This is a genomic window from Vibrio fluvialis (assembly GCF_900460245.1).
In the GTDB taxonomy this organism is placed as follows: domain Bacteria; phylum Pseudomonadota; class Gammaproteobacteria; order Enterobacterales; family Vibrionaceae; genus Vibrio; species Vibrio fluvialis.
Genome location: NZ_UHIP01000002.1, coordinates 1,404,905 through 1,429,094, shown reverse-complemented (window position 1 = coordinate 1,429,094; position 24,190 = coordinate 1,404,905). Strand labels below are relative to the sequence as shown.

Sequence of the window (24,190 nt, the reverse complement as noted above, 5' to 3'; positions counted from 1 at the left end):
CCAAGCCCACTGATTCAGTGGGCTTTATTTTAGGTGACAATGTCACAAATGAGTTAAGTTATACATTTCAAAAGGATAGGTGATTTCATGAATCTGTTTGAGACCATACCCGCTGAGTTGCTTAACGAGCAGTTTACTGACTTGCTACGCCATCACCATGTGCGTATAGAACGTATCTTGTCAAAAGGTCACACATCCCCGGAAAGCGGTTGGTACGATCAGGACGAACATGAATGGGTGTTGGTACTGCAGGGCTGTGGTACGGTCGAGTTTGACAATGGTGAGTCAACAACACTGAATGTGGGAGATTACCTCAATATTCCGGCACACACTCGACATAAAGTATGCTACACATCGCCCGATCAGGTCACACTCTGGCTGGCGGTATTTTATCAGGACTAGTGGTGTTACATCTGGTGACGCTGTCACTAATTATGAGTCATTGAACGTAATGACGCTCAAAAACTTGAGTGAGTTTAGCGTATGTCATTCTTAAAGTGATCGACTTTTGCTGTGAACGTGTCGCTATTTTGCACTAAATATCAGATTGACTGAAAAACGTTTCGGCATGGTTTTGTAAGTTGGATATACTACCCACTTCATTTAAAAACCATCATTAGAGCGGAATATAAAAGTGGCACCGTTACCACATCAGAATATCGTTCACCATCATTCATGGTTGACGCTGGTTCGAGCTCATTCTACGTCAGTAAAGATCAGACTTATCACAGCAACATATCAGTTGCCTAAAGTCGTTTTGGGCATAATGGCTTTCTTTATGCTGTCTCTTTGTGTGGGGATACCGCAGGCTCTTGCGCAGTCCAGACTGGTACTGAATGACCAAAGTGCCACAGTGATTCCTCTGAGTGGCAAAGCCGAATACCTGAGCGATACGTCGGCTCAGCTAGCCATTCAAGATGTACTCAAGTTAAGTCATAAGTTCAAAACCACAATGCATACGCAGGAAATGAACTTTGGTTATACCGACAGTGCGATTTGGCTCAAGTTGGATTTGTCATCCGAATTTAAAACCAGTCAAAACTGGGTGTTAGAGTTTCAATACGCTTACCTGGATGATGTGCGCTTTTATATTGTTTCCGACCAAGGGATTGAAACCTTCTATTCCGGACGGGATGTGCCAGTCAACCAATGGCCACTTGCCAGTCGTAAACCCGCATTTCCCGTTTCTTTCCAACCGGGAGAGCACGCCACTATCTATATTCGCGGAGCGAGTCATGCCGCTTTGGCGATGAGCGTGAACCTGATGACGCAGCAGGCGCATGCCAAGTCTGATACCCGCACACTGGTGGTGCTGTCTTTGTATTACGGCATGTTGATCGCGCTGGGTAGCTATAACTTGCTGCTGTTTATCGGTTTGCGACAACGTATTTTCCTGCTGTACGCCAGTTTTGTGTTCACCTTCGCTCTCGCTGCTTCCAGCATGAATGGTATTGGTCCGTTGCTGCTATGGCCGGACGTGACACATGCGTCAGATCGTGTGGTGCCAACTGGCTATAGCATTGCGGCAACTCTTGCATTAATGTTTGCCCGCCGTTTCCTCAATCTCGCGACTTTCGCGCCGCGCTGGGATAAGTTTGTACTTGCGGCGATTGGTGTCTGGGGCGTTTGTGTCGTGGCGACCTGGTTTACCGAGATTCCTCTGGCGTTCAAAATTATGTCGATTCAGGCGGTCCTGACCACGGTGAGTTTACTGTCGGTGGGGATCGCAGCGGTGCGGCTGAAGATCCCGGCCGCCAGAATATTTGTATTGGCTTGGGCTTTGTTGCTGGTGGGCACGTCGCTACTGGCAATCCGTAATGCCGGGTTACTGCCATCAAATTTCTTTACCGTATACAGCATGCAAATTGGTTCGGCAGTTGAGATGTTGCTGCTCTCTTTCGCGTTGGTGGCAAAATTTAACGATCTCAAGCGTCAGAAAGAGAAAGCACAGGCCGATTTGGTCAACACTTTGATCGAACAAGAAAAAGTACTGGAAACCCGCGTTGCCGCACGTACGGCGGAACTTGAGCAGGCGAAGAGTCAATTGGAAGTGCACGTGACGGTAGACCCTCTGACCGGTATTCTCAATCGCCGTGGCCTCAATAAATATTTCGAGAAACTCAAATTGCAAACTCGTCATGAAGATGACGCCGCAGTTGTGGTTCTAATCGACCTTGATGAATTTAAACCCGTCAACGATCTTTACGGCCATGAAGCGGGAGATATGTTGCTGCAAACACTGGCGCTGAGAATGAAAAAACAACTCAGTGATACTGCAGGTTTAGGTCGCTTGGGTGGGGATGAATTTGTTGTTCTTCTGGCCGGCCAAACGGTGACTTCTATCGCCGAGCTTGAAGCTCTTGGGGAGACGTTATTGGCCGTAATCTCGGAACCTGTCGCCATCAAACCTGGTGTGTTGGTGAATGTACGGGCAAGTATCGGTGTTTCATTATGTCAGGTTGAGAGTCACACACTGTCGACGGCTCTGCGAGCTGCCGATGCAGCGATGTACGACATCAAGCATAATGGGAAAAACGGCGTGGTGGTGGTATCGGAAAGCGACTTTCCTGAATCCGTTACGATGTGAATAAATAAAAGTGGTCGATACAGATGGTCGGCCACTTTTTTATTGGCCGATGGCCATTTTGATTGATGCGCTGCCACCAATAGGAACAATCGCTTCTGGCATGCCCAGGTAATAACCCTGAAACATATCAATATCCAATGCCTGCATTGCACGCAGTTGCGATTCAGTTTCAATACCTTCTACAACCGTCATAGCGTTGGCTCGCTTGGCAACGTTCATCGCGTTGAGCAACAGTGCGGTATTACCTTGCATATACTCCGCCAATAAATGGCGGTCAAACTTGATAATGTCAGGACACAGTAAATCAACGCGGGCCTGATTAGAGGCCTGACAACCAAAATCATCGATTGCAATCCTATATCCGTGTGTCGACAACTGACGCGTAGCTCGTTGCAACTGAACATCATCATCAGAAGCGAGCTCTACCAGCTCCATGACGACTTGGTCATGAGATAAGCCCAGCTCATCTAAACGGTGGGACAATAAACTGTCGCTGATACTTTGATTGACGGCATTCCCACTAAGCGGAAGTACATTGAGAAAGAGTTTTAAGTGGCGGAAGCATGAAATGGAGAAATTACGCAGGTGGAGAATACGGCTCAAATATTCGACATTCAGTTTATCAATCAGGCCATATTGGTCTGAATGAAAGAAAATGTCTGGCCGAATTTGCGTATGGTAATGGGTATGAATGCGTACCAGAGCTTCAACGCCAACCATTCTCTGAGTCCTTGAGAAGATAGGTTGAAAAACGCTACGCAGTGTTAAGCCTTTGTAGTGAGCAATATATTGCCCATCCATATCAAATGTGACGTATTGCTGATACTGCTGTGGCTCAGTGAGAATCATACAATTTTCGATATCCTTGAGTAATCACGGTGCTGACGCGTCCATGCCGTGTTTATTTTGACATGGTCATAATATTGACGAAGAGCCGATCGTGTCAACCAGATAAAACACTTAAATTTGGAGCAGATCAAAGGCTAGTGGATCAAAACGTCTATTTTGATCGTTTTATGATCTAATGTATGCTGGCTTATGAAATAACACATTAGTTTACATAGAGTTAAATCATGTCGAGCCATATCACATAACGTCATGTTCACGATTTTTTAGCCTTACATCTGTGGCAGGGGGCGAGTGTTGCTGTGTAATCATTAGGTAAGTTGCGGATAAATAGGGACGAAGTTCAAATTTATACATTTCATCGTTCATCAAAAAAATCTTTGTTGCGTATGTAGCGGCTCATCAAATGATAGGAAAATGGCCTTATTAACCATGAAACCAAAGATCTTCCCAACCGAATAAACGTGGGTGTGTTTTCATAGATCTTGCCATTATGGAGCCAGAGCAGTTTTCCTACGTGCCAGTAATAAAGCGGAATCGGCGGTAAGAAGGTCACTATATCCAAATCGCAACACACACGATAAGTGCGGTGAGACAGGCGATAGTGTTTGTGAAATCGATAGCCGCCAATCGCTGGTTGGCCAAAAGTCACGACACGTTTTATGCGCTTTGGGTATCGTTGCTCCAGCATATCTGCGAGTACGCAACCAATCGCACCTCCTGATGAGTGTCCGGTGATCGTTATCTGTTTGCCTTGGGCGATCAGTGGCTCGACATAACTTAACAATCGCTCGTAAACCGCAAGACCCAACTTGTCACTGTTGTAACCCGGTAAGCTTTCCTGATTGATCAGATAGTGATAGCCCGCGTGTATCGGATAACTGAGTCCCAGTTCCCTAGTATTACGTTTCCACATACCCAAATTGAGCAACCAGTCGACCAGAGAGTGAGAGCCTTTGATTACGACGATCGCCTCGTCATCGCGTTTGCTCCACAGCACTCGCATCATGATTTTTCCAACGCGGTTATAAACAATGCGCTGGCCGTTGGGATCAAACCCATAGTTGGTTTGTTTGAACACGCGCGGATAGGCCAAATTACATAAAACTGCATATCGTTCATATTGATAGCGCTTGAGGCTCTTCACATCAGTGTCATATCCAGTGGCTTTGGCTGACACTATGCGACATCAAGATGAAGCTTATGTGACGGATGAAAAAAAGCCGTGAAAGTCGGGGACTTCACGGCTCTTTCAGGGATCAGGCCCATTGCAGGACGGCGTATAACTGAATGTATTTCCGTACCAACTGTTGATTTTTGGAGCGTTTCAGCGGATGACCAAACTTAATATAGCAGGGGCTGATATTGAAAAAGGTGTCCAAAGCTTGAGTCAGTTGCGATTCGCTTTCATACAGTGTGATGCCTTGTGCGCTGTAATCTTCGATTTCATCGGGAAGTTGTCCGGTCCACCAATGCAGCAGTTCGCGGCTTTTCTGGCTGCGGCTGATCCAGTGATCCGTCAACAACAGCAACAAATCATTGGGTTGAATGGCGTAGCCGTATTCCTGCTTCCATTGGGTAATGTCGCGCATAAGTTTGTCTCGGCATGTTTTGCCTGCGCTGACCATATGATGCGTAAGAACCCAAACTGTCCCGGCATCACTGCTGATTCGGTAATGGTGGGGTTGTTCTGTCTGATAAACCGATTCGATGGGCGCGTATTCGCAGCGATGGCCAAATTCTGTCAGCGTACGTGCCAGACGGCGGGCAAAGGCTAAGCCGAGATGATGTTCACTCATTCCCTGATTGTGAATCGTCGGGTAGTGCTTTTCACACAGCTTTAAGCAGTCTGCCTGGAATTCATTGACACTTTGAGTGAGGATGTCCAGTAACAACTCGTTGTTCTCCATTACGAAAGCTAGGTAAGATTATCACAGTTACTGTTTGCCACTAGCGGCAAATGACCACTTCTTGATCTTTTGCACCTTTATTCTCTGTGCTGATGAATAATTGGCTGAAAAATGATCACGCTTATCAACAACGCCGAAGGAAACCTGCCATGAGTGACGTATCTTTTACTCAACAACAGCGTGAGGAACTGGCTTCTGCACTGCAAAAGTTTTGTGCCGATGAGCTCGATATTGAGCTGGAGCAGTTTGATGCCTGGTTCCTGTTAGATTTTGTTACAAATAAGATAGGGCCATTTTACTATAACCGAGGTGTTTCTGATGCCCAATCTGTGGTTGAGCGCAAAATGCTTGATATCGCTGATGAGCTCTATCAAATTGAAAAAGAAAGTGAATTTTAAAAACGTCTTTTTAACCTGCCACTTCAAATTATTCGAACGTCTTCATCAATCCAGTCGTCTATTCGCTGCGTAAATCTTGGTAAATACTCTGTTACGAATATGTAGTAACCGATATGCTTGCCGTTGATTATTGTTGTACTGACTACCAATGAGAGAAATATCATGAGTACAGAAGTCACCCATTACAACCGAACTTCTCAGCTTATCCACTGGCTGTCAGCGGTGGTTGTTGTCGGTATGTTTGCTGCCGGTATCTGGATGGTCGATTTATCGTATTACAGTCAATGGTACCAAACGGCACCACACTGGCATAAATCGGTCGGCATCTTATTAATTGCCCTGACTATATTCCGCATTGTGTGGAAATTGGTGACGTTGTCACCTAGGGTTGAAGGGGCAAGCTGGGAAAAAGCATCAGCAAAATTAGCTCATGGTTTCATCTACTTAGATTTGATTATTCTGTTTGTATCAGGCTATTTGATTTCAACAGAAGATGGCCGTGGAATCGACGTGTTTAACTGGTTTACCGTTCCTGGCGCGGGTGCGCTGTTCGAAGGGCAAGCCGACTTAGCAGGTTTGATCCACGAGTATGCAGCGTGGACATTGATTGCGATGGCGGTACTGCATGCTGCGGCTGCTTTGAAGCACCACTTTATTAACCAAGATAATACGCTACGCAAAATGATAGGAGCATCAAAATGAAAAAGACGTTATTGGCATCGGGCTTAGCATTGGCAATGGTAATGCCATTCGGCGCTAGCGCAGCGGACTATGTGATTGACACAAAAGGTGCACACGCATCGGTAAACTTTAAAGTTAGCCATCTCGGCTACAGCTTTACAATGGGTCGTTTTAATACATTTAGCGGTGAATTCTCTTACGACCCAGCAAACGTTGCTGCATCTAAAGTAAGCGTAACGGTTGATACGACCAGCCTGGATTCAAACCATGCTGAGCGTGATAAGCACATTCGCAGTTCAGACTTCATTGACGCTGCAAAATACTCAACAGCGACCTTTACCAGCACCAAAGTGGTCGATAAAGGTGATGGCAAACTGGAAGTGATGGGCGATCTGACGTTACATGGTCACACCAAGCCAATTACTATTGATGCTGAATTCATCGGTGCAGGTAAAGATCCATGGGGCGGTGAGCGCGCTGGTTTTAGCGGCACAACTCGTCTTGAACTGAAAGATTTTGATATTGCGGTGATGGGCCCGACATCTTACGCGGACATGCAGCTGTACATCGAAGGTGTGAAGAAGTAATTCTTTCGCTCTGACAGAAGAAAGCCCCCTTGTCTCTAGAGACAACGGGGGGCTTTGTCTTACTTAGCCGTCTGACTTATTCGTGTTGTAAATTAGGCGCGGGCCAGTTCTTGTTCTTCGACGACACTCAGACGCTCGCCGTAAATCGGTCTCAATGCTGCCAGTACATGATTGCGTTCCAACACGCCGACAAACTTACCGTTTTCCAGAACAGGCAGCACATGCGGTTTGCTGACTTTCATACTTTTCGCGCGCTCTTCGAGTGAGAGAGAGTTAAAGCGGGTTGCTATGCCCATGTTAGTGGTTGGGAACAGCTGCTCTTTATCGATACAGAAGAATTCAGCCACATCGACCAGTTTGTCGTTGACGTCGATGGCAATCACGTCGCGTGTCATCAGGTCTACGACTTTTTGTTCGTCTGCCGGAATGTAATCCTGACACCACAAATCAACCATAATGTCGTGTGTGGACAGAATACCCACCAAACGACCTTCAACATCCACCACTGGCGCAGCATTTAAATGGTGTTCAACCAGCGTATCCACAGCCACTGCTGTTGGTTGTTCTACGCTCAGAGTGACAGGTTGAGCATTCATCATGTCTTTAACAGTTAGGGTATTTTTCATCATAGCGTCCTTCAGTGACTTGATATTGGTGGTTTCCGTAATGGTGGCAACACTGGCCACTTTCAGATGAGGGCGGCGGTAGATAACCCAGTTGGCCAATCCCACCAGAACTGCACCACCAACAATGTTGCCGAGCGTAACGGGAATGAGGTTAGCGGTGATAAATTGTGTAACGTTTAAGTCGGCGTATTGAGCCGGATTCATCCCCACTTGCTGCCAAAAGCTTTCAGGCGCGAAGTAATGGATAACAATACCGAGTGGGACCATGAACATGTTGGCGACACAGTGTTCAAAGCCGCTGGAGACAAACATCGCCACGGGCATAATGGTCATGGCTGCTTTGGTCATCGCATTCGCCGAGCTGAAGGTCAACCAGATAGCGAGACAAACGAGCAGGTTACACAGCACACCCAACGCAAAGGCCTGCAACATGGTGTGATGGAGTTTGTGCTGGGCGATGTTCAGTGCATTCAAGCCCCATTGGCCGTGATCGAGCTGGTATAAACCCGCTGCGCTCACTAATGCCAGCAAGAACATCGCACCAATAAAGTTACCCACGTAGACCTTGCCCCAGATGGACAGCATCTTGCCGAAGCTGATCTGTTTATTCGCCCAGGAAATACTGGACAGCACGGAGCTGGTGAAGAGCTCGCCACCACAAATGACAATCAGTATTAAGCCCATGCTGAATGCCAGGCCACCAGCCAAACGGCTCAGACCCCATCCGGCACTTCCACTGCCAGTGGTTACTGTGATGTAAAACAAGAAAGCCAGTCCTATGAATGCACCGGCCATGACAGCAAGGCTGAGTGTCATGCCACTGGTCTTTTTTGCTTTGCTCAATGCGAACTTCTCTGCTTCCGCCATCATTTCGTAGGGCGAAAAATAATTTTGATTTTCAGAGTAGGCTGCAGACATATTCGCTCCCCCAACTGATGTTCATGTATTACCTCCTTATGTAAAACAACACGTTATGTGCTGCGTTGAAATCAGATTAGGGACAGAAGCCCTACAGGTAAAATTGATAATTTTTCTTATCCACATCAATTGTATTGATATAAGAAACTTAACCAGTAAAATGAAACCGCTTGCGCATAGACAAGCTGTTCAATCACAGAACACATAGGAAAAGCAGTGCGATATTCATTGAAACAATTAGCCGTATTTGAAGCGGTCGCTGATTGTGGCAGTGTCAGTGCAGCAGCGGATAAGCTTGCTCTGACACAATCTGCGACTAGCATGTCTTTAGCTCAGTTGGAAAAAATGCTTGGCAGGCCTTTATTTGAAAGGCAGGGTAAGCAGATGGCTTTGACCCATTGGGGAATGTGGCTGCGCCCTAAAGCCAAGAAGCTGCTGCAGGACGCACAGCAAATCGAAATGGGTTTTTATGACCAGCATTTACTCAGTGGAGAAATACGCTTGGGGGCAAGCCAAACTCCCGCTGAACACCTAGTTCCAGACCTTATCAGTATTATTGATAGTGACTTTCCAGAGATTCGAATTGAACTGGGTGTGAAAAGTACTCAGGGGGTTATCGAGGGGATTCTCGATTACAAGTATGATCTTGGCATTATTGAAGGACGATGTGATGACAATCGAATTCATCAGGAAGTGTGGTGTCGTGACCATCTGACGGTTGTCGCGTCCGCCCATCATCCATTTGCCAAGCGTGATTTTGTCAGCCTGGCGCAGTTGGAGCAGGCTAAATGGGTTCTGCGCGAACATGGATCAGGGACTCGCAAAACGTTTGATAGCTCCATTCACAAATTAATCGCCGATCTCGACGTATGGCGTGAATACGAGCATGTACCGGTACTGCGCAGCTTGGTCGCAAACGGTTCTTATCTCACGTGTCTGCCTTATCTGGACGTCGAGCGATATATTCAGAGTGGACAACTTGTCGCTCTGAATGTGCCAGAATTGAATATGGAGCGGACGTTGTCGTTTGTGTGGCGTGCGGACATGTCTGAGAACCCGTTAGCAGAGTGCATAAAGCGGGAAGGGCTGCGAATGATGAAAGGAAGACCTTCAGTTCTATAGGTGTTTTATATTTCCTAAATCTGTTGATTTACCGTTTGCGTCACGATTTTTATGATATTCATTTATAGTTTGCATATTTAATGTGATCAATATCACTGGTAAAGGTGTGTTTTAGCTCTTAGTATTCTCGCTTGATTCACTGATGTGACCATCCTTATGGGGTGGAAACTTCGCAGAGGGTATTATGAGCACACTGTTCGCTATTTCACTGACTACAGGAATTCTGTCGGGTATTTGGGGCTGGGTAGCCGTTTCACTTGGACTACTATCATGGGCTGGCTTTCTTGGATGTACCAGCTACTTTGCCTCGCCGAAAGACGGATTGAGAGGTTTAGGTGAAAGCCTGCTGACCAATCTTAGCGGCGTATTTTGGGCGATGGTGATTATTGAAGCTTCTGACTACGTTGGCATTGAAATTCTGGGGTATGTCATTACTGCGGTTGTTGCATTTTTCATGTGCATTCAGGCCAGTAAACAGTGGCTCGCGTACATTCCTGGAACCTTCATCGGTTCATGTGCGACGTTTGCCGCCAGTGGCGACTGGAAGCTCGTCATTCCTTCACTATTCTTGGGTGGGCTGTTTGGCTACCTGATGAAATCGAGCGGCGTTTGGCTGCATCAGCGATCAAAACAGTCCGATCTTAATAAAGAGTTAAACAAAGCGGAGCACGTTGCCTAACGGCGCTCGGCTTACCTCTTGCTTCTGAGAAAAGACACCCCCGATTAATTTGTATCGAATTATCAGTTTATTTGATATTGGCGTTCAGTTGACTGTCCCTTTGTTCTGAACTGCATTGATACCAGGCACACAGGAATGTGTGCCTTTTTTTATGCGGTGGCGATATCAGGTGTTGCCATTGGCCATGGTAATGACCCGCTTCAGTGTCCAGCGCAGAAGTACCGGAATACAATCAACGCCATTCTCTTCGCAGTGTGAAACAATAGCTAATGCCAAATCCGGTTTAGCATGCTTCTTCAGTACCTTCGTCACGACTTTTTTGGCCGGGATCGGATGATCATGTGGGATCTTTACCATGTCTTTGAAAAAGAACTCAAAGCCGTGTGAATAAAGGAAGTGTTCAATATCACGGTCAGGCAGTTCCGTTAAGCGGTGACGCTCCTGATCATGGCCAAGCATACCTTGAACTGTCGCTGCGTACTTTTTACCTGCCGCGTCACCATCGGTCACTACGTGCCATTCAATACCAAACGCTTTGGCGACTTTGATCAACGATTTCAAACCTGATTGCGCAAACTCAATAATTTGTACACCTTCGGCTGCCAGGTTGTAGCCGCATTGACGCGCCAACTCGCTGAACAGCCAGACTTCCGTTTCGCCTTCCACTAATAGCCAGCAGCGCGCATAGAGCGCGCCCGAACGATGAAAGCGAATGTGGAAACCAATGCGTCTGAGTTCGTCACGGCTCAAACCTTTCAGCGGCATGCTGGTCGCGACTGTTTTATCGGATTTTCTCACTAAGCGTCGTATGGAATGCAGTGGCACAGAGCCAAGCAAATCTCCGCTGTTGGTGGTCAGAATCTTCTGCATTGGCAGCAGTTCGAGCAGGCTCCAGGCGCGGGCAAGGTGAGTGGGGTGCAGACGACCTTCAGGGTCTTCAACGATGAGAATCGGACGCGCAAAGCGTCGCAGCTCATGTGGGCCTTTTGCCTGCAGATAGGCATTCAATAATCCTAATAGCAGCAATCGAGTTTGCCGATTCTTCGTTTCGTCAACAATTTGCGTCAGGCTTTTTTCGTTGGCCGGGGAACCATACACCAGACTTTCGCGCTCGCGCCGAGGATTCTTTCGACTCTGGCTTTTAAACGAAAAGTAGTGTTCTACCAGAGCGTGCATGGCATTTAAGCTGCTGCGCATTTCGCCTTTGTTGACGTGACCAGGAATGGCCATCAAACGCCTAGCCGTATTATTGATGCGTTTTTCGACCCGAGAGCTGACGCCATTTTTGCTGTCGAACGGGCGATCAAACTGGCGTGAGTCACGCAGACGAATGACCGGATGCAGACTCATCAGCTCTTTGGCCAGTACTTCAGTATGATGAATCGGAATCGGATTTCCGTCGAGATCGAGGAATGCGTAATCAGTGGTGATATTGTATTGCACTCGCGAGCCGCTCACGCGATAAATAATGCGGTGCTGGCCGTTATCGTCTTCACGCCAAACCGGTTTGAGATTGCGGTAACGCCCGGCACGATGCTCTTTCGCATCGGACGCGACGAAACTGAGGATGATCTGAATATCCTGAGTTTGTGGGTGCGAGATGGAGTAGTCGACGTGGAAGTCTTGCAACTCGAATTGATACGGCTGGCCATTGGCCGGCAACATCACTGAAAGCGCATCCAGCAGGGAAGATTTACCCCAAGTATTTTCGCCTATTAACGTTGTGAGTTCATCCAGAGTGAGCGATAAACGACGAATGCCACGAAAACCAGATACTTCTATTCGCTCTAAATGCATAGGCTCAACTTCCTTTTGGTTATCTGCGTTGAGTTTTCTTTAAGAATAAAGGAAAAAGAAGCCTAAGGCAGAACCTTAACTCACAGAATAGTATGTATGTATCACAAATTCAGTGTCTTACAGCGAGCAATGCCGAATCTTTACCGACGCGTAAAGGGTGACAAACATCAAATACGTTAAGTTTCTTTTCAAAGCCATTTCATAAAAGTCACGATTCTGTCATGATCGGTGCGCTAGGATGAGAGTGAAAGAAAAGAGAAAGAAAGTATGAAAAGAACAAAAGAGATTACATCCGTCACTCTGGCACACATCAACGATACCCACTCCTATTTCGAACCGACTTCCCTGCAACTGACACTGGACATCAACGGCCAAACGCTGACCCCTTTCGTGAGTGCAGGTGGATTCGCACGCATCGCAACACGCATTCAACAGCTCAAAGACGATGCAGCGCGTATGAAGCGGGGCTTCGTGTTTGTTCATGCCGGTGACTGTTTCCAGGGCACCTTGTACTTTTCCCTGTTTAAAGGGAAAGCCAATGCCGACATGCTCAACGCGTTGGGTATTGATGCGATGACGCTGGGCAATCATGAATTGGACATGGGCAACGAGCCAGTGGCTCAATTTGCCAAACGAATCAATTTCCCGTTGCTGGCGGGCAACTGGGACTTATCTGCTGAACGTACCAACAAAACTTATCGTTTGTCGGACAACAACAACGTCAAAGCGTTTGATGCTGCGCGCCGTTGTGCTAATTGGGTGACAAAATCTGTCGATGACAGTGAAGTGGCCATATTCGGGGTATCACTGGATAAAATGGCCGATATCGCCAACCCGGATATTGACACTCCGTTTGTCGATTCGCTGCAGACTGCTCGCAATACCGTGGCAGAGATTCAGCGTTCAGGCATCAACAAAATTATTTTAGTCAGCCACTTAGGTTACGATGTCGACAAAGAGATCGCAGAGCAAGTGGATGGCATCAGTGTGATTGTGGGCGGACACAGTCATGTGCTGCAGGGCGACTTTAGCGCGCTGGGGCTCTCGAAAGAAGACGAATACGGCCAGTTTATCAACGGGACTTACGTAGTTCAGGCCGGGTTATACGCGTTGGCGCTTGGACACTGCCATATTGACTTTGACCAGAACGGCAAAGTCGTGCACTTCGAAGGTCGTAACGAGCTGCTGCTGGGCCGACGTCTGTTCCTGGATGCCAGCATGAATGAAGCGGGCAGCGATTCAGCGCATTTGCAGGCGTGTGAGTATGTTAACAATCACCCGAATGTGGTGGTGTGTAAGAAAGATCCGCAAGTGCAGGGGATTTTGATCAATAAATACATCCCTCGCGTACGTGAGCTGCAGAGCCAGGTGATTGCGAAAGCGCCGGAGAAACTGCGTCACGTGCGTATTCCTGATGAAGATGGCCCGAGTGAACTGGCACCGCTGGTGGCAAAATCATTTGTCTATGCAATGCGCCAACGGGGTCATCAGGTTCAGTTTGCGATTCACAACGCAGGCGGTGTTCGCACCTCGATTCTTCCGGGGGAAGTGACGGTTGCCGATATTGCCGGAAAACTGCTTCCGTTTGCCGTTCCGATCGGTGTGTATAAAGTCTCGGGGCAAACCATTGCCAGTACGCTGGAAGGGGCAATCAATAACGCGACGAATAATGGCGTTTCTGGTACTGGTTCGGGCAGTTACCCGTACACCAGCAACCTGTCGTTCCAGTATCATGCGGAAAAACCGATGGGGCAGCGTATCAGCCGACTGCATATTTTCATAGAAAATCAGTGGCAACCCGTTGACCCTAATGGCATTTATTGCGGTACATCGTCGGCCTACACCATGAAAGGCAAAGAGGGTTACGACGCGCTGGTGAACATGCAGGGCGAGGGGATTATCACGACGGTTTCGATGGCGGATGCGTTTATTGAGACGTTGTCTGAGCAGCCGGATTTGTTGCAACCGGGTAAATCACTGGCGGTAAACGGGCTAAACTAGCTTGGCATACTCTTTGCTGACTCTTTTTTGTCTCAGTTTCTCAACTCGGAAATTGAAGGGGGAAAAGATGTGGAGTAAAGACTGGCTGGACACGCTAGTTGTCGTAGCATGGGTCGGGGTATGGTCAGCATTAGTTTATATACTGCCATTTGCCGGAATCTGACAAAAAGGAGCGGGAATCGCTCCTTTTTTGATCTTGGTCTGGACCTGATGAAACTGAGGGCATAGAATTGCCCTGTTTGGGGAGTAGTCGCCACCGGTTTACTTGTCGTCATCACGTTAAGCTTAGGCTTATCCGGCAAGTATGAGTGCCTGAACTGTTGAACAACAGATCAGCCGCTTCGACGAGACCAACGCATTCAACGCTGCTTTAGAGCAGTGGTCGTTGCTATGCGGAAGGTGTCGTGGTGTGTCTGTTTTCGATCCTTCCGCTTATGGAGGATTGTATGACCCCGATAACCTATGCAGGATTCGCTATCCTGACCCTTTCTTTAGTCTCTCTCGATATTTGGCAAACCCGAGGCGGCGCGGTGACGTTAAAGCGCGCGGTCGTCTGGAGTCTGTTTTGGTTCGTGCTTGCTTTTGCTTTCGCCGTCAGTATTTATTTCTGCTGGGAATTTTATGCGCCTGCCAGTGATTACAGTGCAGAAAAAGCCACTGTTGCGTTTCTGACGGGCTATCTGCTAGAAAAATCACTTAGCGTCGATAACTTGTTCGTGTTTGCCATCATTTTTCACCAGTATGCGGTACCGGAGCATTTACGGCCTCGTGCGCTGTTGTGGGGGGTGATCGGTGCTCTGATTCTGCGGGCCGTCATGATCATGGTAGGGGCTGAACTGTTGGCCAAATATCATTGGTTACTGTATGTCTTTGCTCTGTTCTTGATTTGGACGGGTATCCAGTTGGCGCGCGATAACGGTGACGAAGAGATCAACCCGCTTCCTGAACGCTTGATTCGCCGTATTTTCCCTGTGTCGGACCGTTATGCCGGCAATGCATTGTGGATTCGCCACAACCATCGCTGGTGGGCGACTCCGATGTTGATAGTCGTTGGTGTGATTGCCTTCATGGATGTAATGTTTGCGCTGGATTCTATCCCGGCCATCTTTGCGGTGACGCAGGAGCCGTTTTTGGTGTTGGCTGCCAACGTATTCGCATTACTTGGATTACGGTCTCTTTACTTTGTTCTTCAGGGAATGATGGATAAGTTTATCTACCTCAAACCTGCGTTATCTTTCATCATGATGTTTATTGGGGTGAAAATGTTACTTGTAGGATCTGTCTGGGAGATCCCAACGCCTGTCTCCTTGTTGGTTTTGTTATTCACCATGGTGACTGCGGTGATTGCGTCGATGATAAGAGGTCACGCCGAGACCAGATTGAGACAAGTAAAATCAGAGGATTAGAAACGCATTCGATGCCAGTGAGGTATCAACCTGGCGGTGAACACCGTTTTATCTCCGGATCAAATTTTTTCAGATATTTAGATGTAAAATAATTGTATGCGGTTGTGACCATTTAAAATGCTCACGCGTTAATTATGCTGATGGCAGCAATTTAAATGACTAAAAATGCGTCATTTCTGAATGGGTATTTTTGCGATTGTTATCACCTTGTTTCATAAGTTTAACTAATCCGAATGGCCAATTTTTGTCATTTTTTTATTCGAACAAACTTGCCTAATATTCGAGCCAACACAGTAAGTTACCGATTTATTTAAGAGAGGCTCACATGGCACAAGCAATGCATTTGGGTACTGTTACAGCACCAACCTCTATGGATAAAAAAACCTACCCGGTTAACTTCAAAGGATTGATGAAACATTTGGTTGATATTCTGTTTGTTGATAGCCAGCAAACTCGCAGCTACTACAGTGCAGAACTATCTAGCCACATGCAACGTGATATTGGTTTATCACGCTAAGCTGAACACAAAAAAAAGCCGACAGTGATGTCGGCTTTTTTATTGGCACTTTATGACAGATAAAGAAAACGCGGCCGGAGCCGCGCTTTTTCTGAATTACTTCTTGCGGCAGTATTCCGCAATAATGTACATCGTTTGACCGTTCACTTTACCCTGAATGTGTTTAGGATCATCGGTCAGTGCGATACCGCGTACCGCAGTACCTTGTTTGATCACCATGCTGGAACCTTTTACTGGCAGATCTTTAATCACGGTTACGTCATCGCCTTTTTTCAGCTCAACGCCGTTCACGTCCAGTGGTTTCTCTGCGTCATCGTCCATGCCGATTTCTGCCCATTTCTGAGTTTCCTCGTCCATGTACATCATTTCGACCAGATCCTGAGCCCAGCCTTCAGAAGTCGCCAGGCGCTTCAGTTGACGCCAAGCCAACACCTGAACAGGCGTAACCTGACTCCACATGCTGTCATTCAGGCAGCGCCAGTGGTTTGCATCTACTGTGTCTGGGTCTTCGATTTGACCTTTACAGGTATCGCAAAGCATCACTGCGTGATCCACAGTAATTTGCGTGTGTGGTGCAACCACAAAAGGAGTTAGCGGTGACTCTGCAGAACAGAGTTCACATTTAGATTCGCAGCGTTCAAGTAGCGTTGCTTCAGTAGACATAATACCCACCTTGTAAAATTTCGTAAGCGCGTATTATCCACTTTACGCACAAGATTTAAAGGGGTATTGCATCAAACGCGGCAAATCAATGGGTTATTTGTATTGATTTGATGCAAATAACCCCAATTGACTTAAGTTATCTCAGCCACACTGCGGATGTGGTACAGAATAAGACGGCAATTTTTTGATCATCGCAGTCAGATCCTGAATGCGGGTGCTGTGCGAAGGGTGGGTTGAAAGCAGTTCTGGTGGCTGGTTGCCTCCTGACGCTTTTGCCATGTTTTTCCAAAGTTCGATGCTTTGGCGTGGATCGAACCCCGCTTTAGCCATGATCTCCAGTCCAACGATATCAGCTTCAGACTCCTGAGATCGGCCGTAAGGAAGGATCACTCCGTATTGAACGCCCACGCCCAACGCGGCCATCGTGATGTCTTTGTATTGAGCATAGGCTGAAGAGCCGATAGCCATATCCGTTACCTGCAAACCGACACTTGCCAACTGAGTTTGTGATAAGCGCTCGTTACTGTGATTGGCCAGTACGTGTGCGACTTCATGGCCAAGCACCGTTGCCAATTGGTCTTGATTGACCGCGACTTTGAGCAGTCCGGTGTAAACGCCAATCTTGCCTCCGGGCAGGGCGAAAGCATTCACTTGCTCACTGTTGAACACCACGACTTCCCATTGTTCGAACCCCGCTTGCTTGGGGACTTGAGCGGTGATGGCGTTGGCTACACACTGCACGTAAGCATTAGTTTTTGCGTCTTGATTAATCGGTGTGTCTTGCTTCATTTGTGTGAAAGACTGAGCGCCTAAATTGCTCATGTCGTTGCTCGAAAACAGCAGAATCTGGTTTCGTCCGGTAGGGGATGCGGCACATGCGGTCAGACCGATCGCTGTCAGAATACAAGAAGCTTTAAACCATGAACGCATTGCTGGCTCCATAATTTTCAGAGGTTAATATTAAACGTGCAAATAATATCATGGCTTAAGCTGAATTGAAGGTGAATGTGGTTTTGTCATTGGCATTCAGAGCGTTACAATAGAACCCACTCACATTTCTTTGCTGCGCACCTGTCTGCGTCTCATCTCAAGGAATTACCTATGGAAATTTGGAAAAAACCGATCAGTCTGGAGATTCTTAATGCAACTTCAAAAAATACGCTGATTGATCATCTCAATATTGTTTATACCGAGATCGGGGATAATTCTGTATCGGCTACTATGCCTGTTTGTCATTTTACTCATCAACCTTTGGGTATGCTGCACGGAGGCGCTTCGGTTGTTCTGGCTGAAACATTGGGCTCTGTGGCGGCAAATTTCTGTGTGGATGATGATTCTTACTGCGTTGGTCTGGATATTAATGCTAATCATATTCGCTCAATGCGTGACGGTCATGTGATTGGGACGGCAACGCCAATTCATTTGGGCGTATCGACTCAGGTTTGGCAAATCACGATGACCGACGAGCGCGGCCGTTTGGTGTGCACCAGTCGCCTGACCATGGCGGTAAAGAAAGCGAAAAACAGCAAGCAGAAACTAAACACTGAGGCGTAAATGGTTATTGAGTTTAAAAGCGGAAAAATTGTCGTCACGGCGCATGAGCTGGTGATCCGTTTACAAGGTGACCATCATGTGACGCTTCAGGCGCAAAGTGATGCGGTCGAACTGATTGGTCGCGGAGCGAATGTGGTGGCCGTGAATGGCTCGGAAGCGAAGTGGTCATTGAAGTTGGACAACGAAGAGCAACTGCGCCAACTAGCGGCTGAACTGGGTTGTGATATCGCTTAAAGAATCCTGTCTCTGACTTGAAAAAATACCATAAAATAGGGAAACTCATTTCGTAGCTGTTTAAATGAGATTTCCCCTTTATGAGTAGCCCCCGCTTACGTGTCCAGTTCGAAACCCTATTCGAACACTTCAATGGTCAGGATGCTGAAACCCAGCTCGAAGATGTCACTGAAATTCTGTTCTGTACCCGTCGTAACGCACGTATTGTGCTGAACAAAATGGAAGAAGAGGGCTGGATAGAATGGCATCCGGCCGCGGGGCGCGGCAAATTGTCTCAGTTGCTGTTTAAACGCAGCCGAGCCGATGTCAGTGAAAATCTCGCCCGGCGTTATCTTGAAGAAGGAAAGATCGGCCAAGCGTTATCGGTTTTGGATCAGGATGCTGCCAAGCTGACTCAGGTGATTCAGAGCTACCTCGGGGTTCAGCATCAAGAAGGTCTGCAAGTTGTCCGGCTGCCATACTACCGACCACTGTCGATGCTCAATCCGTCCAAGCCAATGCGTCGCTCAGAGCAACACATTGCACGCCAGATATACAGCGGCCTGACTCGGCTTGATGAAGACGAGCAATTACAGCCAGATCTTGCTCATACCTGGCAAGCAATTACACCTACTCATTGGCGGTTCTATATTCGCCCGGGTGTGCGCTTCCATAATGGTGAACTGTTGACGACGGATATTGTCATTCAAAGCCTGTGGGAATTGCGCTTTGTGAATCTGTTTTCTCACATTGATCAGGTGGAGTCTCCGGGAGATTGTGTGGTGGATATCCACCTGCAAAAACCGGATCACCGTTTACCGTTGCTGCTGTCGGAAGCGTGCGCGAAGATCCTGTTACCGGAATCTCAGCGCAGTGAAGATTTTGACCTGATGCCAGTCGGGAGCGGTCCATACAAGGTGATCGTCAATGACGAAAAACGTTTGGTTCTGCAGGCATTTGATGGCTATTTTGGTTTTCGCCCGTTGTTGGATCGGGTTGAAGTGTGGGTGATTGACGAAGTGCATTCATCGATGGTCTTCCCGAGTTTGTCTCACCCCATTAAAACGCAGCGAGGATCCTCTACAGAAGATGTGGATCTCGATCCGGGATGTACCTATTTGTTGCTGAATAAGAAAAATGGTCTTGCCAAAGAGGATGAGTGGGCAACCTATTTTCATAACAAACTGAGTACTCTAAACTTGTTCCGCCGATTACCCGAGGAAAAAGTAGTTGAGCTCGGCGTGCTGCCTGCCTATGGTTTGAAGCCGGGTTGGTACCATCAGGCGCCAAGTAATTTTTCCATCACACCACCTGCGCAACGTACTGTCACGGTTGCCTATCATGCGCAGCATCCCATGTTTCCAACGCTTGCGAAGGTGATACAACAAGTTCTCAATGAGGATGGCATCAACGTTGAATTCATCAAATATGAGCTTTCCCTAACCGAAGTGGGTGAGGTGGATATCTGGATTAAAGCCATGGGGATTGCCAATCATCGTGATGACGCATTAGCAGGCTGGCTGTTGAACTATTCGGATGTTGAACACCTGAGTTTGGCTGATGATTTCAATTACTGGTGTGGATTAGTCGATCAATGGCGTGCGGACAAATACGCGACCTTCCCCGCAAGAGAACTGGGTAAGTCGCTTGTGGAGCAACACCAAATTATCCCAATGTTCCATTGTTGGCTGGGAGTCTCAAAAGATCAGTGTGGCTCGCTACAGAATGCCAAGTGCAATGCTTTGGGATGGTTTGATTTCAGCCAGGTATGGGTTAAACCTGAGCTCGATTGAGATGGCAAAACCAAGAAAAAAACTACCGGAAAAGGTAGTTGATATCTACTGTGCCAAGTGCCGGACACTATTGCTTAAGTACCATAAAGGTGGAAAAGGAGCTTTAGTGAAGTGCTTTAAAGAACGTATTGCTCAGGATTTCACGTCCGGTGATGGTCGCTGCCCAAATTGTGGTAGCGAGTTTGCCAGGGACGCAATGGTCAGGGGCACGCCTGCTTTAAAAATGGTGGGTGGCAAAGTGATGATGAAATAAACAACTCTCAAGTTATCTTTTGAAAAAATCGAAAATTCGGTTCAGAAAACTTAAAATTTCATGTAGTTGATACCGATATTGATCTCGGTCGATAAAAAAGGGAATTCTTAGGCTAAAAGCTACAAATATGTTTTAGACGTGTTAAACTTCAATTGTTCCAAATTTGGACCAGAAGTAGCTCTAAAATAGGGGGAGAGTCAATGGAACTCGCGCTAATCATCACTTTTATCGTAGCGGCAGTTGTTATGGTGAAAAAAGAGATGGCAGAAAACAAATAATTTAGTTCATTCTCATTTTTTCTTTTCCTTTTGAATGCATTAAATGTAAAAAAGCCAGCTTTCGCTGGCTTTTTTGACCCTTCAAATGTGCGTCATCAGAATTCGTACTTAGCGGTAATGGCAAAGTTACGTTTTGGCTGAGACTTATCCAGATCCAGTTCGCTTGATCCGCGTACATCGTTCCACTTGTAATACTCTTTGTCGGTCAGGTTGAAAATACCTGCTGTCAGAGTTACGTCTTTGATTGGCTTATAGTATGCCGTGATATCAATAATGGTTGCACTTGGTAGTTCAGTTTGTGCGGAATCCTCACTGTTGATATTACTGGACGATTTCTTCGCCGTGTAGTTTACCTTTAGGCTTGAACCCCATTGAGTGCTCGGTGCGTCATAGTTCAGGGCAACGACTGCATTCCAGGGGTTAACACTGTTTAACGGGTTGCCTTCGCCATCTTCGCCTTCTGTGTATGCTGCCACCAGCTTGGTGCTCATACCTTGTGGAGCATTCACAAGTTTATCCAGCAATAGCGTATTGCTCAGCTCCACACCTTTGATGGTCGCCTTATCAATGTTGGTGTAGTAGTACGAAGTCATTGAGCCATCGTTGGTACTGGTTTGATCAATAAAGTTGTCGTAATCACTGTAGAATACCGAAATCTCTGATCGCGAGGCATCCGTTTTGTGGCGGTAACCCAGTTCGTAAGAAATACTTTCTTCTGACTTCAGATCTGGGTTAGGTATGTTTTCATAGCAGAAGCCATAGTAACAGCCGCCAGCGTAAACATAGTAAAGCTCACTAAACGTCGGTGCTCGGAAGCCTTGGCTGACTTGGGAGAAAACGCTGTTTTCGGTATTGAGATGGTAAACAGCGCCGACTCGACCAGTCACTGCGGAATCTTTGTAGGTTTCGTAATTTGTGCCTTCCACATCACCAGGATTGGTGTTGAACCAGTCGTAACGCAAACCCGGTGTGACGATCAGGTCACCGTTCAAAAATGCCATTTCGTCTTGCAGGAACACGCCAACCTTTCGCTCTTTCGCATCCGGTGTGTACACGATTTGAGAGCTGCTGTTGGTCGATGAATCATACTGGATATTGGTGTTTTCGATATCAGCAGCGGTCAAGCTGATACCATAAATGAAGTTATGTTCTACACTGCCAGTGGTTAACAGTTTGTCGAATTGAGTTTCCACATCCCAACGATTGTCTTTATATACGTAGTCTTTGGTCTGGTTGTTTGACGAGGTTGAACGGTGAGTGACACCGTTGTCGTCCTTTTTCTGCCAGGTGACTTTACTGGTAATGGTGTCTGCCAAGCCAATGTCTGCGTTCCAGATGTGCTTTAATCCCAAACGTGTTTTCTTGGTCGTGTCGTCACCAGTGTAATTGGTGTAAGTCGAATGATAGATATCCGAGTTCGACTCGTTGTGCGTAATTTCGCCCAGCAGCTCAATACGATGAGCAGGGTTTAGCTGATATTGCAGCTTGAGAAGCAGATCGTTTTTTTCTGTGTCTTGATCTGTAACGGAATAGTTCTCATGTTCGGCATTGGCGAAGTTATTGACGTTCTGACCGTCACGACGGGTGAATGCGACCAACGTTTCCAGATCGCCGATACGGTTTGCCAGTGCGACGTGCTCACTGAATGATTTGTCTTCTGAAAAGTAGGAGAGCTTCACCTGGCCGCCAAAGGATTCACCATCTTTGAGAAAATCGCGCGGATCTTTAGTTTCGAATGCGACAACCCCGCCCACCGCATCGCTGCCGTGAAGACTTGAAGCCGCGCCTTTCACGACTTCTACGCTTTTGACCATGTCTGGTTCAATGTACACTGCACTGGAATTCACGAATTCGGTGTTGCCGCCGTCGAAAGATTGACCTTGAGCTACGCCATCGACAAGAATTTTGACTCGGTTCCCTTCGACACCACGAATGTTGACGGTTTGAATGCCTTGACGATTAGAACCGTTCACGGTTACACCCGGTGTGTACTCAAACACTTCCGCGACATCTTTTGACATGTTTTTTTCAATGTCTTTGTCACTGACAACGTCGACTTTCGCGGCGGTATTGCCTAACGTTTGATTTGTGCGGGTTGCCGATACCACCACTTCGTCGAATGAGGCATAATCATCGGCATAGGCGGAAGGAGAAAGGGCAAGAACAATCGCAATCGATAGTAAAGATTTGTTATACATCTGCTTTTACCTTATTAAATCCATATAACGTAAGTTCGCCGCAGAGTCTATTTGATCTAAATAATAATTACTATCATTTGCATTTGTGTTTGTTGTTGGTTTTTGCTGCGAAAGTGAGTGCTCTGTTCACAGTTATACCAAATATATCAATAAGTTAATTAATAATTTCGCTAGAAATAAAGTTTTTGCTTTATTAAATAAGTGTGATTTAGATCACCAATAACTGGGTATTCTATCAATATTAGGATGTTGGTTTTGCAAAGTCCAATTACGTTAGAAGCGTTACATATTCTCGATGCAATTGACCGACGAGGCAGTTTTGCAGCGGCGGCGAATGAACTAAATCGTGCTCCGAGTTCGCTCAGCTATCAGATTCAAAAACTGGAGCAAGATCTGGATATCATGATTTTCGACCGCTCCGGTCACAAAGCGAATTTCACCGATGCGGGTAAGCTCATTCTGGAACGGGGGCGGGCCATTTTGTCTGCGACCGAGAAGCTTGTTAATGACGCAACGCTTCTGGCTAACGGCTGGGAGCTGGATATCACCGTAGCGTTTGATGGCATCATACCGATTGCCAACTTCTTCCCATTAGTTGAAGCGCTGGGCAATGTGAGCAAAACCCGTATTCGCTTACAAGAAGAAATTCTTGCGGGTAGCTGGGAATCTCTGGCGACTGATCGCGCAGACTTACTGATTTGTCCTCGTATCGAAACGCTTCCTCAGGACGTTAAGGCTGAGACATTGGGTGAGATGGAAATGGTCTGGGTAGCGGCAAGTAACCATTATGTGCATAAGCGGACGGGTGAATTTGATGAAGAAGCACGCCAGAAGTATCGTGCGATTGCTATTGCCGATACAGCTCGCGACCAGCCAGCGATGAGTGTGAATATCCTTCAGAAGCAGCCACGTTTAACGGTGACCAACTTTAACGCGAAGTGCCAGGCTCTGGTGAATGGTTTAGGCATCGGTACGCTGCCAAAGCATGTTGCCGAACCGTTGATTGCTGAAGGTAAGTTAAAGAAAATTGAAGGTAGCCAAGGGTCGAAAATGGAAATCATTATGGCGTGGCGCCGAAACAAAATTGGTGAGGCGAAATCCTGGTGTATTCAATACCTTAAGAAGCACTGGAATCTGGTTTAAGATCAAAAATAGAAAGGCGG

Annotated in this window: 23 protein-coding genes; 15 read left to right on the top strand and 8 right to left on the bottom strand. The window is 47.0% G+C overall.

The window, feature by feature from the left end; all coding sequences use genetic code 11:
• The first annotated feature begins 87 nt into the window (after positions 1-87).
• Positions 88-402: a cupin domain-containing protein gene (locus DYA43_RS21615; RefSeq protein WP_024375102.1), complete on the top strand. Its 315-nt coding sequence runs from the start codon at positions 88-90 to the stop codon at positions 400-402.
• A 376-nt stretch (positions 403-778) separates the two neighbouring features.
• Positions 779-2,587, top strand: coding sequence for a diguanylate cyclase (locus tag DYA43_RS21610; protein ID WP_225869407.1), 1,809 nt, complete (start codon positions 779-781; stop codon positions 2,585-2,587).
• A gap of 39 nt (positions 2,588-2,626) precedes the next feature.
• Here DYA43_RS21610 and DYA43_RS21605 read toward each other — a convergent pair whose 3' ends face one another.
• From DYA43_RS21605 to DYA43_RS21595, 3 genes are all read right to left on the bottom strand, one after another.
• Positions 2,627-3,436, bottom strand: coding sequence for an EAL domain-containing protein (locus tag DYA43_RS21605; RefSeq protein WP_061055652.1), 810 nt, complete (start codon positions 3,434-3,436; stop codon positions 2,627-2,629).
• A 355-nt stretch (positions 3,437-3,791) separates the two neighbouring features.
• Positions 3,792-4,580: a lipase family protein gene (locus tag DYA43_RS21600; RefSeq protein ID WP_061056075.1), complete on the bottom strand. Its 789-nt coding sequence runs from the start codon at positions 4,578-4,580 to the stop codon at positions 3,792-3,794.
• A gap of 112 nt (positions 4,581-4,692) precedes the next feature.
• Positions 4,693-5,328, bottom strand: a complete 636-nt coding sequence (locus tag DYA43_RS21595) for a hypothetical protein (protein WP_061056074.1) — start codon at positions 5,326-5,328, stop codon at positions 4,693-4,695.
• Positions 5,329-5,492: 164 nt separating this feature from the next.
• Between DYA43_RS21595 and DYA43_RS21590 the strand changes: the two genes are divergently transcribed.
• The 3 genes from DYA43_RS21590 (at position 5,493) to DYA43_RS21580 (ending at position 7,009) form a co-directional block, all read left to right on the top strand.
• On the top strand, positions 5,493-5,741 hold the full coding sequence (locus tag DYA43_RS21590) for a DUF2164 domain-containing protein (RefSeq protein ID WP_020328534.1): 249 nt from the start codon (positions 5,493-5,495) through the stop codon (positions 5,739-5,741).
• Positions 5,742-5,903: 162 nt separating this feature from the next.
• Positions 5,904-6,443 (top strand): cytochrome b, encoded by a 540-nt coding sequence (locus DYA43_RS21585; protein ID WP_055453407.1) that lies wholly within the window; start codon positions 5,904-5,906, stop codon positions 6,441-6,443.
• Positions 6,440-7,009 (top strand): YceI family protein, encoded by a 570-nt coding sequence (locus tag DYA43_RS21580; RefSeq protein ID WP_020328536.1) that lies wholly within the window; start codon positions 6,440-6,442, stop codon positions 7,007-7,009. The genes DYA43_RS21585 and DYA43_RS21580 overlap by 4 nt, the downstream gene beginning before the upstream one ends.
• A gap of 92 nt (positions 7,010-7,101) precedes the next feature.
• Here the strand turns inward: DYA43_RS21580 and focA are convergent, their stop codons facing one another.
• Positions 7,102-8,553 (bottom strand): formate transporter FocA, encoded by a 1,452-nt coding sequence (gene focA, locus DYA43_RS21575; protein WP_061055651.1) that lies wholly within the window; start codon positions 8,551-8,553, stop codon positions 7,102-7,104.
• A gap of 216 nt (positions 8,554-8,769) precedes the next feature.
• Here focA and DYA43_RS21570 point away from each other — a divergent pair, with 216 nt between their 5' ends.
• Together DYA43_RS21570 and DYA43_RS21565 are read left to right on the top strand one after the other, a co-directional pair.
• Positions 8,770-9,675 (top strand): LysR substrate-binding domain-containing protein, encoded by a 906-nt coding sequence (locus tag DYA43_RS21570; RefSeq protein WP_020328538.1) that lies wholly within the window; start codon positions 8,770-8,772, stop codon positions 9,673-9,675.
• Positions 9,676-9,859: 184 nt separating this feature from the next.
• A complete protein-coding gene (locus DYA43_RS21565) occupies positions 9,860-10,354 on the top strand; it encodes a DUF1097 domain-containing protein (protein WP_020328539.1) in 495 nt (164 codons plus the stop codon).
• 165 nt (positions 10,355-10,519) lie between these two features.
• On the opposite strand, the gene DYA43_RS21560 is transcribed toward DYA43_RS21565, so the two are convergent.
• Positions 10,520-12,151, bottom strand: a complete 1,632-nt coding sequence (locus DYA43_RS21560; RefSeq protein ID WP_020328540.1) for an ATP-dependent endonuclease — start codon at positions 12,149-12,151, stop codon at positions 10,520-10,522.
• A 267-nt stretch (positions 12,152-12,418) separates the two neighbouring features.
• On the opposite strand from DYA43_RS21560, the gene DYA43_RS21555 reads away from it, so the two are divergent.
• The 3 genes from DYA43_RS21555 (at position 12,419) to DYA43_RS21545 (ending at position 16,075) form a co-directional block, all read left to right on the top strand.
• On the top strand, positions 12,419-14,152 hold the full coding sequence (locus DYA43_RS21555) for a bifunctional metallophosphatase/5'-nucleotidase (protein ID WP_061055650.1): 1,734 nt from the start codon (positions 12,419-12,421) through the stop codon (positions 14,150-14,152).
• Positions 14,153-14,598: 446 nt separating this feature from the next.
• A complete protein-coding gene (locus tag DYA43_RS21550) occupies positions 14,599-15,558 on the top strand; it encodes a TerC/Alx family metal homeostasis membrane protein (RefSeq protein ID WP_047458239.1) in 960 nt (319 codons plus the stop codon).
• Between the two features lie 325 nt (positions 15,559-15,883).
• Positions 15,884-16,075, top strand: a complete 192-nt coding sequence (locus DYA43_RS21545; protein ID WP_020328543.1) for a hypothetical protein — start codon at positions 15,884-15,886, stop codon at positions 16,073-16,075.
• A 96-nt stretch (positions 16,076-16,171) separates the two neighbouring features.
• Here the strand turns inward: DYA43_RS21545 and DYA43_RS21540 are convergent, their stop codons facing one another.
• Positions 16,172-16,738: a PhnA domain-containing protein gene (locus tag DYA43_RS21540; protein WP_020328544.1), complete on the bottom strand. Its 567-nt coding sequence runs from the start codon at positions 16,736-16,738 to the stop codon at positions 16,172-16,174.
• A gap of 141 nt (positions 16,739-16,879) precedes the next feature.
• The gene (locus DYA43_RS21535) at positions 16,880-17,668 is read right to left on the bottom strand and encodes a M48 family metallopeptidase (RefSeq protein WP_047458243.1); all 789 of its coding nucleotides are present in this window, start codon (positions 17,666-17,668) and stop codon (positions 16,880-16,882) included.
• Positions 17,669-17,839: 171 nt separating this feature from the next.
• Between DYA43_RS21535 and DYA43_RS21530 the strand changes: the two genes are divergently transcribed.
• The 4 genes from DYA43_RS21530 (at position 17,840) to DYA43_RS21515 (ending at position 20,551) form a co-directional block, all read left to right on the top strand.
• On the top strand, positions 17,840-18,292 hold the full coding sequence (locus DYA43_RS21530) for a hotdog fold thioesterase (protein WP_061055649.1): 453 nt from the start codon (positions 17,840-17,842) through the stop codon (positions 18,290-18,292).
• On the top strand, positions 18,293-18,526 hold the full coding sequence (locus DYA43_RS21525) for a DUF3389 domain-containing protein (RefSeq protein WP_061055648.1): 234 nt from the start codon (positions 18,293-18,295) through the stop codon (positions 18,524-18,526).
• Positions 18,527-18,606: 80 nt separating this feature from the next.
• Positions 18,607-20,298, top strand: a complete 1,692-nt coding sequence (locus DYA43_RS21520; RefSeq protein ID WP_038127461.1) for an SgrR family transcriptional regulator — start codon at positions 18,607-18,609, stop codon at positions 20,296-20,298.
• Position 20,299: 1 nt separating this feature from the next.
• The gene (locus tag DYA43_RS21515) at positions 20,300-20,551 is read left to right on the top strand and encodes a hypothetical protein (protein WP_024375092.1); all 252 of its coding nucleotides are present in this window, start codon (positions 20,300-20,302) and stop codon (positions 20,549-20,551) included.
• A gap of 373 nt (positions 20,552-20,924) precedes the next feature.
• Here DYA43_RS21515 and DYA43_RS21510 read toward each other — a convergent pair whose 3' ends face one another.
• On the bottom strand, positions 20,925-23,027 hold the full coding sequence (locus tag DYA43_RS21510) for a TonB-dependent hemoglobin/transferrin/lactoferrin family receptor (protein ID WP_061055647.1): 2,103 nt from the start codon (positions 23,025-23,027) through the stop codon (positions 20,925-20,927).
• Positions 23,028-23,273: 246 nt separating this feature from the next.
• On the opposite strand from DYA43_RS21510, the gene DYA43_RS21505 reads away from it, so the two are divergent.
• The gene (locus DYA43_RS21505) at positions 23,274-24,170 is read left to right on the top strand and encodes a LysR family transcriptional regulator (RefSeq protein ID WP_161624191.1); all 897 of its coding nucleotides are present in this window, start codon (positions 23,274-23,276) and stop codon (positions 24,168-24,170) included.
• Positions 24,171-24,190: the final 20 nt, after the last annotated feature.

Excerpts from the sequence above, each read along its gene's own strand:
- DYA43_RS21615 (WP_024375102.1), top strand. The coding sequence starts at position 88 with ATGAATCTGTTTGAGACCATACCCGCTGAGTTGCTTAACGAGCAGTTT.
- DYA43_RS21610 (WP_225869407.1), top strand. The coding sequence starts at position 779 with ATGCTGTCTCTTTGTGTGGGGATACCGCAGGCTCTTGCGCAGTCCAGA.
- DYA43_RS21605 (WP_061055652.1), bottom strand. The coding sequence starts at position 3,436 with ATGATTCTCACTGAGCCACAGCAGTATCAGCAATACGTCACATTTGAT.
- DYA43_RS21590 (WP_020328534.1), top strand. The coding sequence starts at position 5,493 with ATGAGTGACGTATCTTTTACTCAACAACAGCGTGAGGAACTGGCTTCT.
- DYA43_RS21585 (WP_055453407.1), top strand. The coding sequence starts at position 5,904 with ATGAGTACAGAAGTCACCCATTACAACCGAACTTCTCAGCTTATCCAC.
- DYA43_RS21580 (WP_020328536.1), top strand. The coding sequence starts at position 6,440 with ATGAAAAAGACGTTATTGGCATCGGGCTTAGCATTGGCAATGGTAATG.
- focA (WP_061055651.1), bottom strand. The coding sequence starts at position 8,553 with ATGTCTGCAGCCTACTCTGAAAATCAAAATTATTTTTCGCCCTACGAA.
- DYA43_RS21565 (WP_020328539.1), top strand. The coding sequence starts at position 9,860 with ATGAGCACACTGTTCGCTATTTCACTGACTACAGGAATTCTGTCGGGT.
- DYA43_RS21560 (WP_020328540.1), bottom strand. The coding sequence starts at position 12,151 with ATGCATTTAGAGCGAATAGAAGTATCTGGTTTTCGTGGCATTCGTCGT.
- DYA43_RS21555 (WP_061055650.1), top strand. The coding sequence starts at position 12,419 with ATGAAAAGAACAAAAGAGATTACATCCGTCACTCTGGCACACATCAAC.
- DYA43_RS21550 (WP_047458239.1), top strand. The coding sequence starts at position 14,599 with ATGACCCCGATAACCTATGCAGGATTCGCTATCCTGACCCTTTCTTTA.
- DYA43_RS21545 (WP_020328543.1), top strand. The coding sequence starts at position 15,884 with ATGGCACAAGCAATGCATTTGGGTACTGTTACAGCACCAACCTCTATG.
- DYA43_RS21540 (WP_020328544.1), bottom strand. The coding sequence starts at position 16,738 with ATGTCTACTGAAGCAACGCTACTTGAACGCTGCGAATCTAAATGTGAA.
- DYA43_RS21535 (WP_047458243.1), bottom strand. The coding sequence starts at position 17,668 with ATGCGTTCATGGTTTAAAGCTTCTTGTATTCTGACAGCGATCGGTCTG.
- DYA43_RS21530 (WP_061055649.1), top strand. The coding sequence starts at position 17,840 with ATGGAAATTTGGAAAAAACCGATCAGTCTGGAGATTCTTAATGCAACT.
- DYA43_RS21525 (WP_061055648.1), top strand. The coding sequence starts at position 18,293 with ATGGTTATTGAGTTTAAAAGCGGAAAAATTGTCGTCACGGCGCATGAG.
- DYA43_RS21520 (WP_038127461.1), top strand. The coding sequence starts at position 18,607 with ATGAGTAGCCCCCGCTTACGTGTCCAGTTCGAAACCCTATTCGAACAC.
- DYA43_RS21515 (WP_024375092.1), top strand. The coding sequence starts at position 20,300 with ATGGCAAAACCAAGAAAAAAACTACCGGAAAAGGTAGTTGATATCTAC.
- DYA43_RS21510 (WP_061055647.1), bottom strand. The coding sequence starts at position 23,027 with ATGTATAACAAATCTTTACTATCGATTGCGATTGTTCTTGCCCTTTCT.
- DYA43_RS21505 (WP_161624191.1), top strand. The coding sequence starts at position 23,274 with ATGTTGGTTTTGCAAAGTCCAATTACGTTAGAAGCGTTACATATTCTC.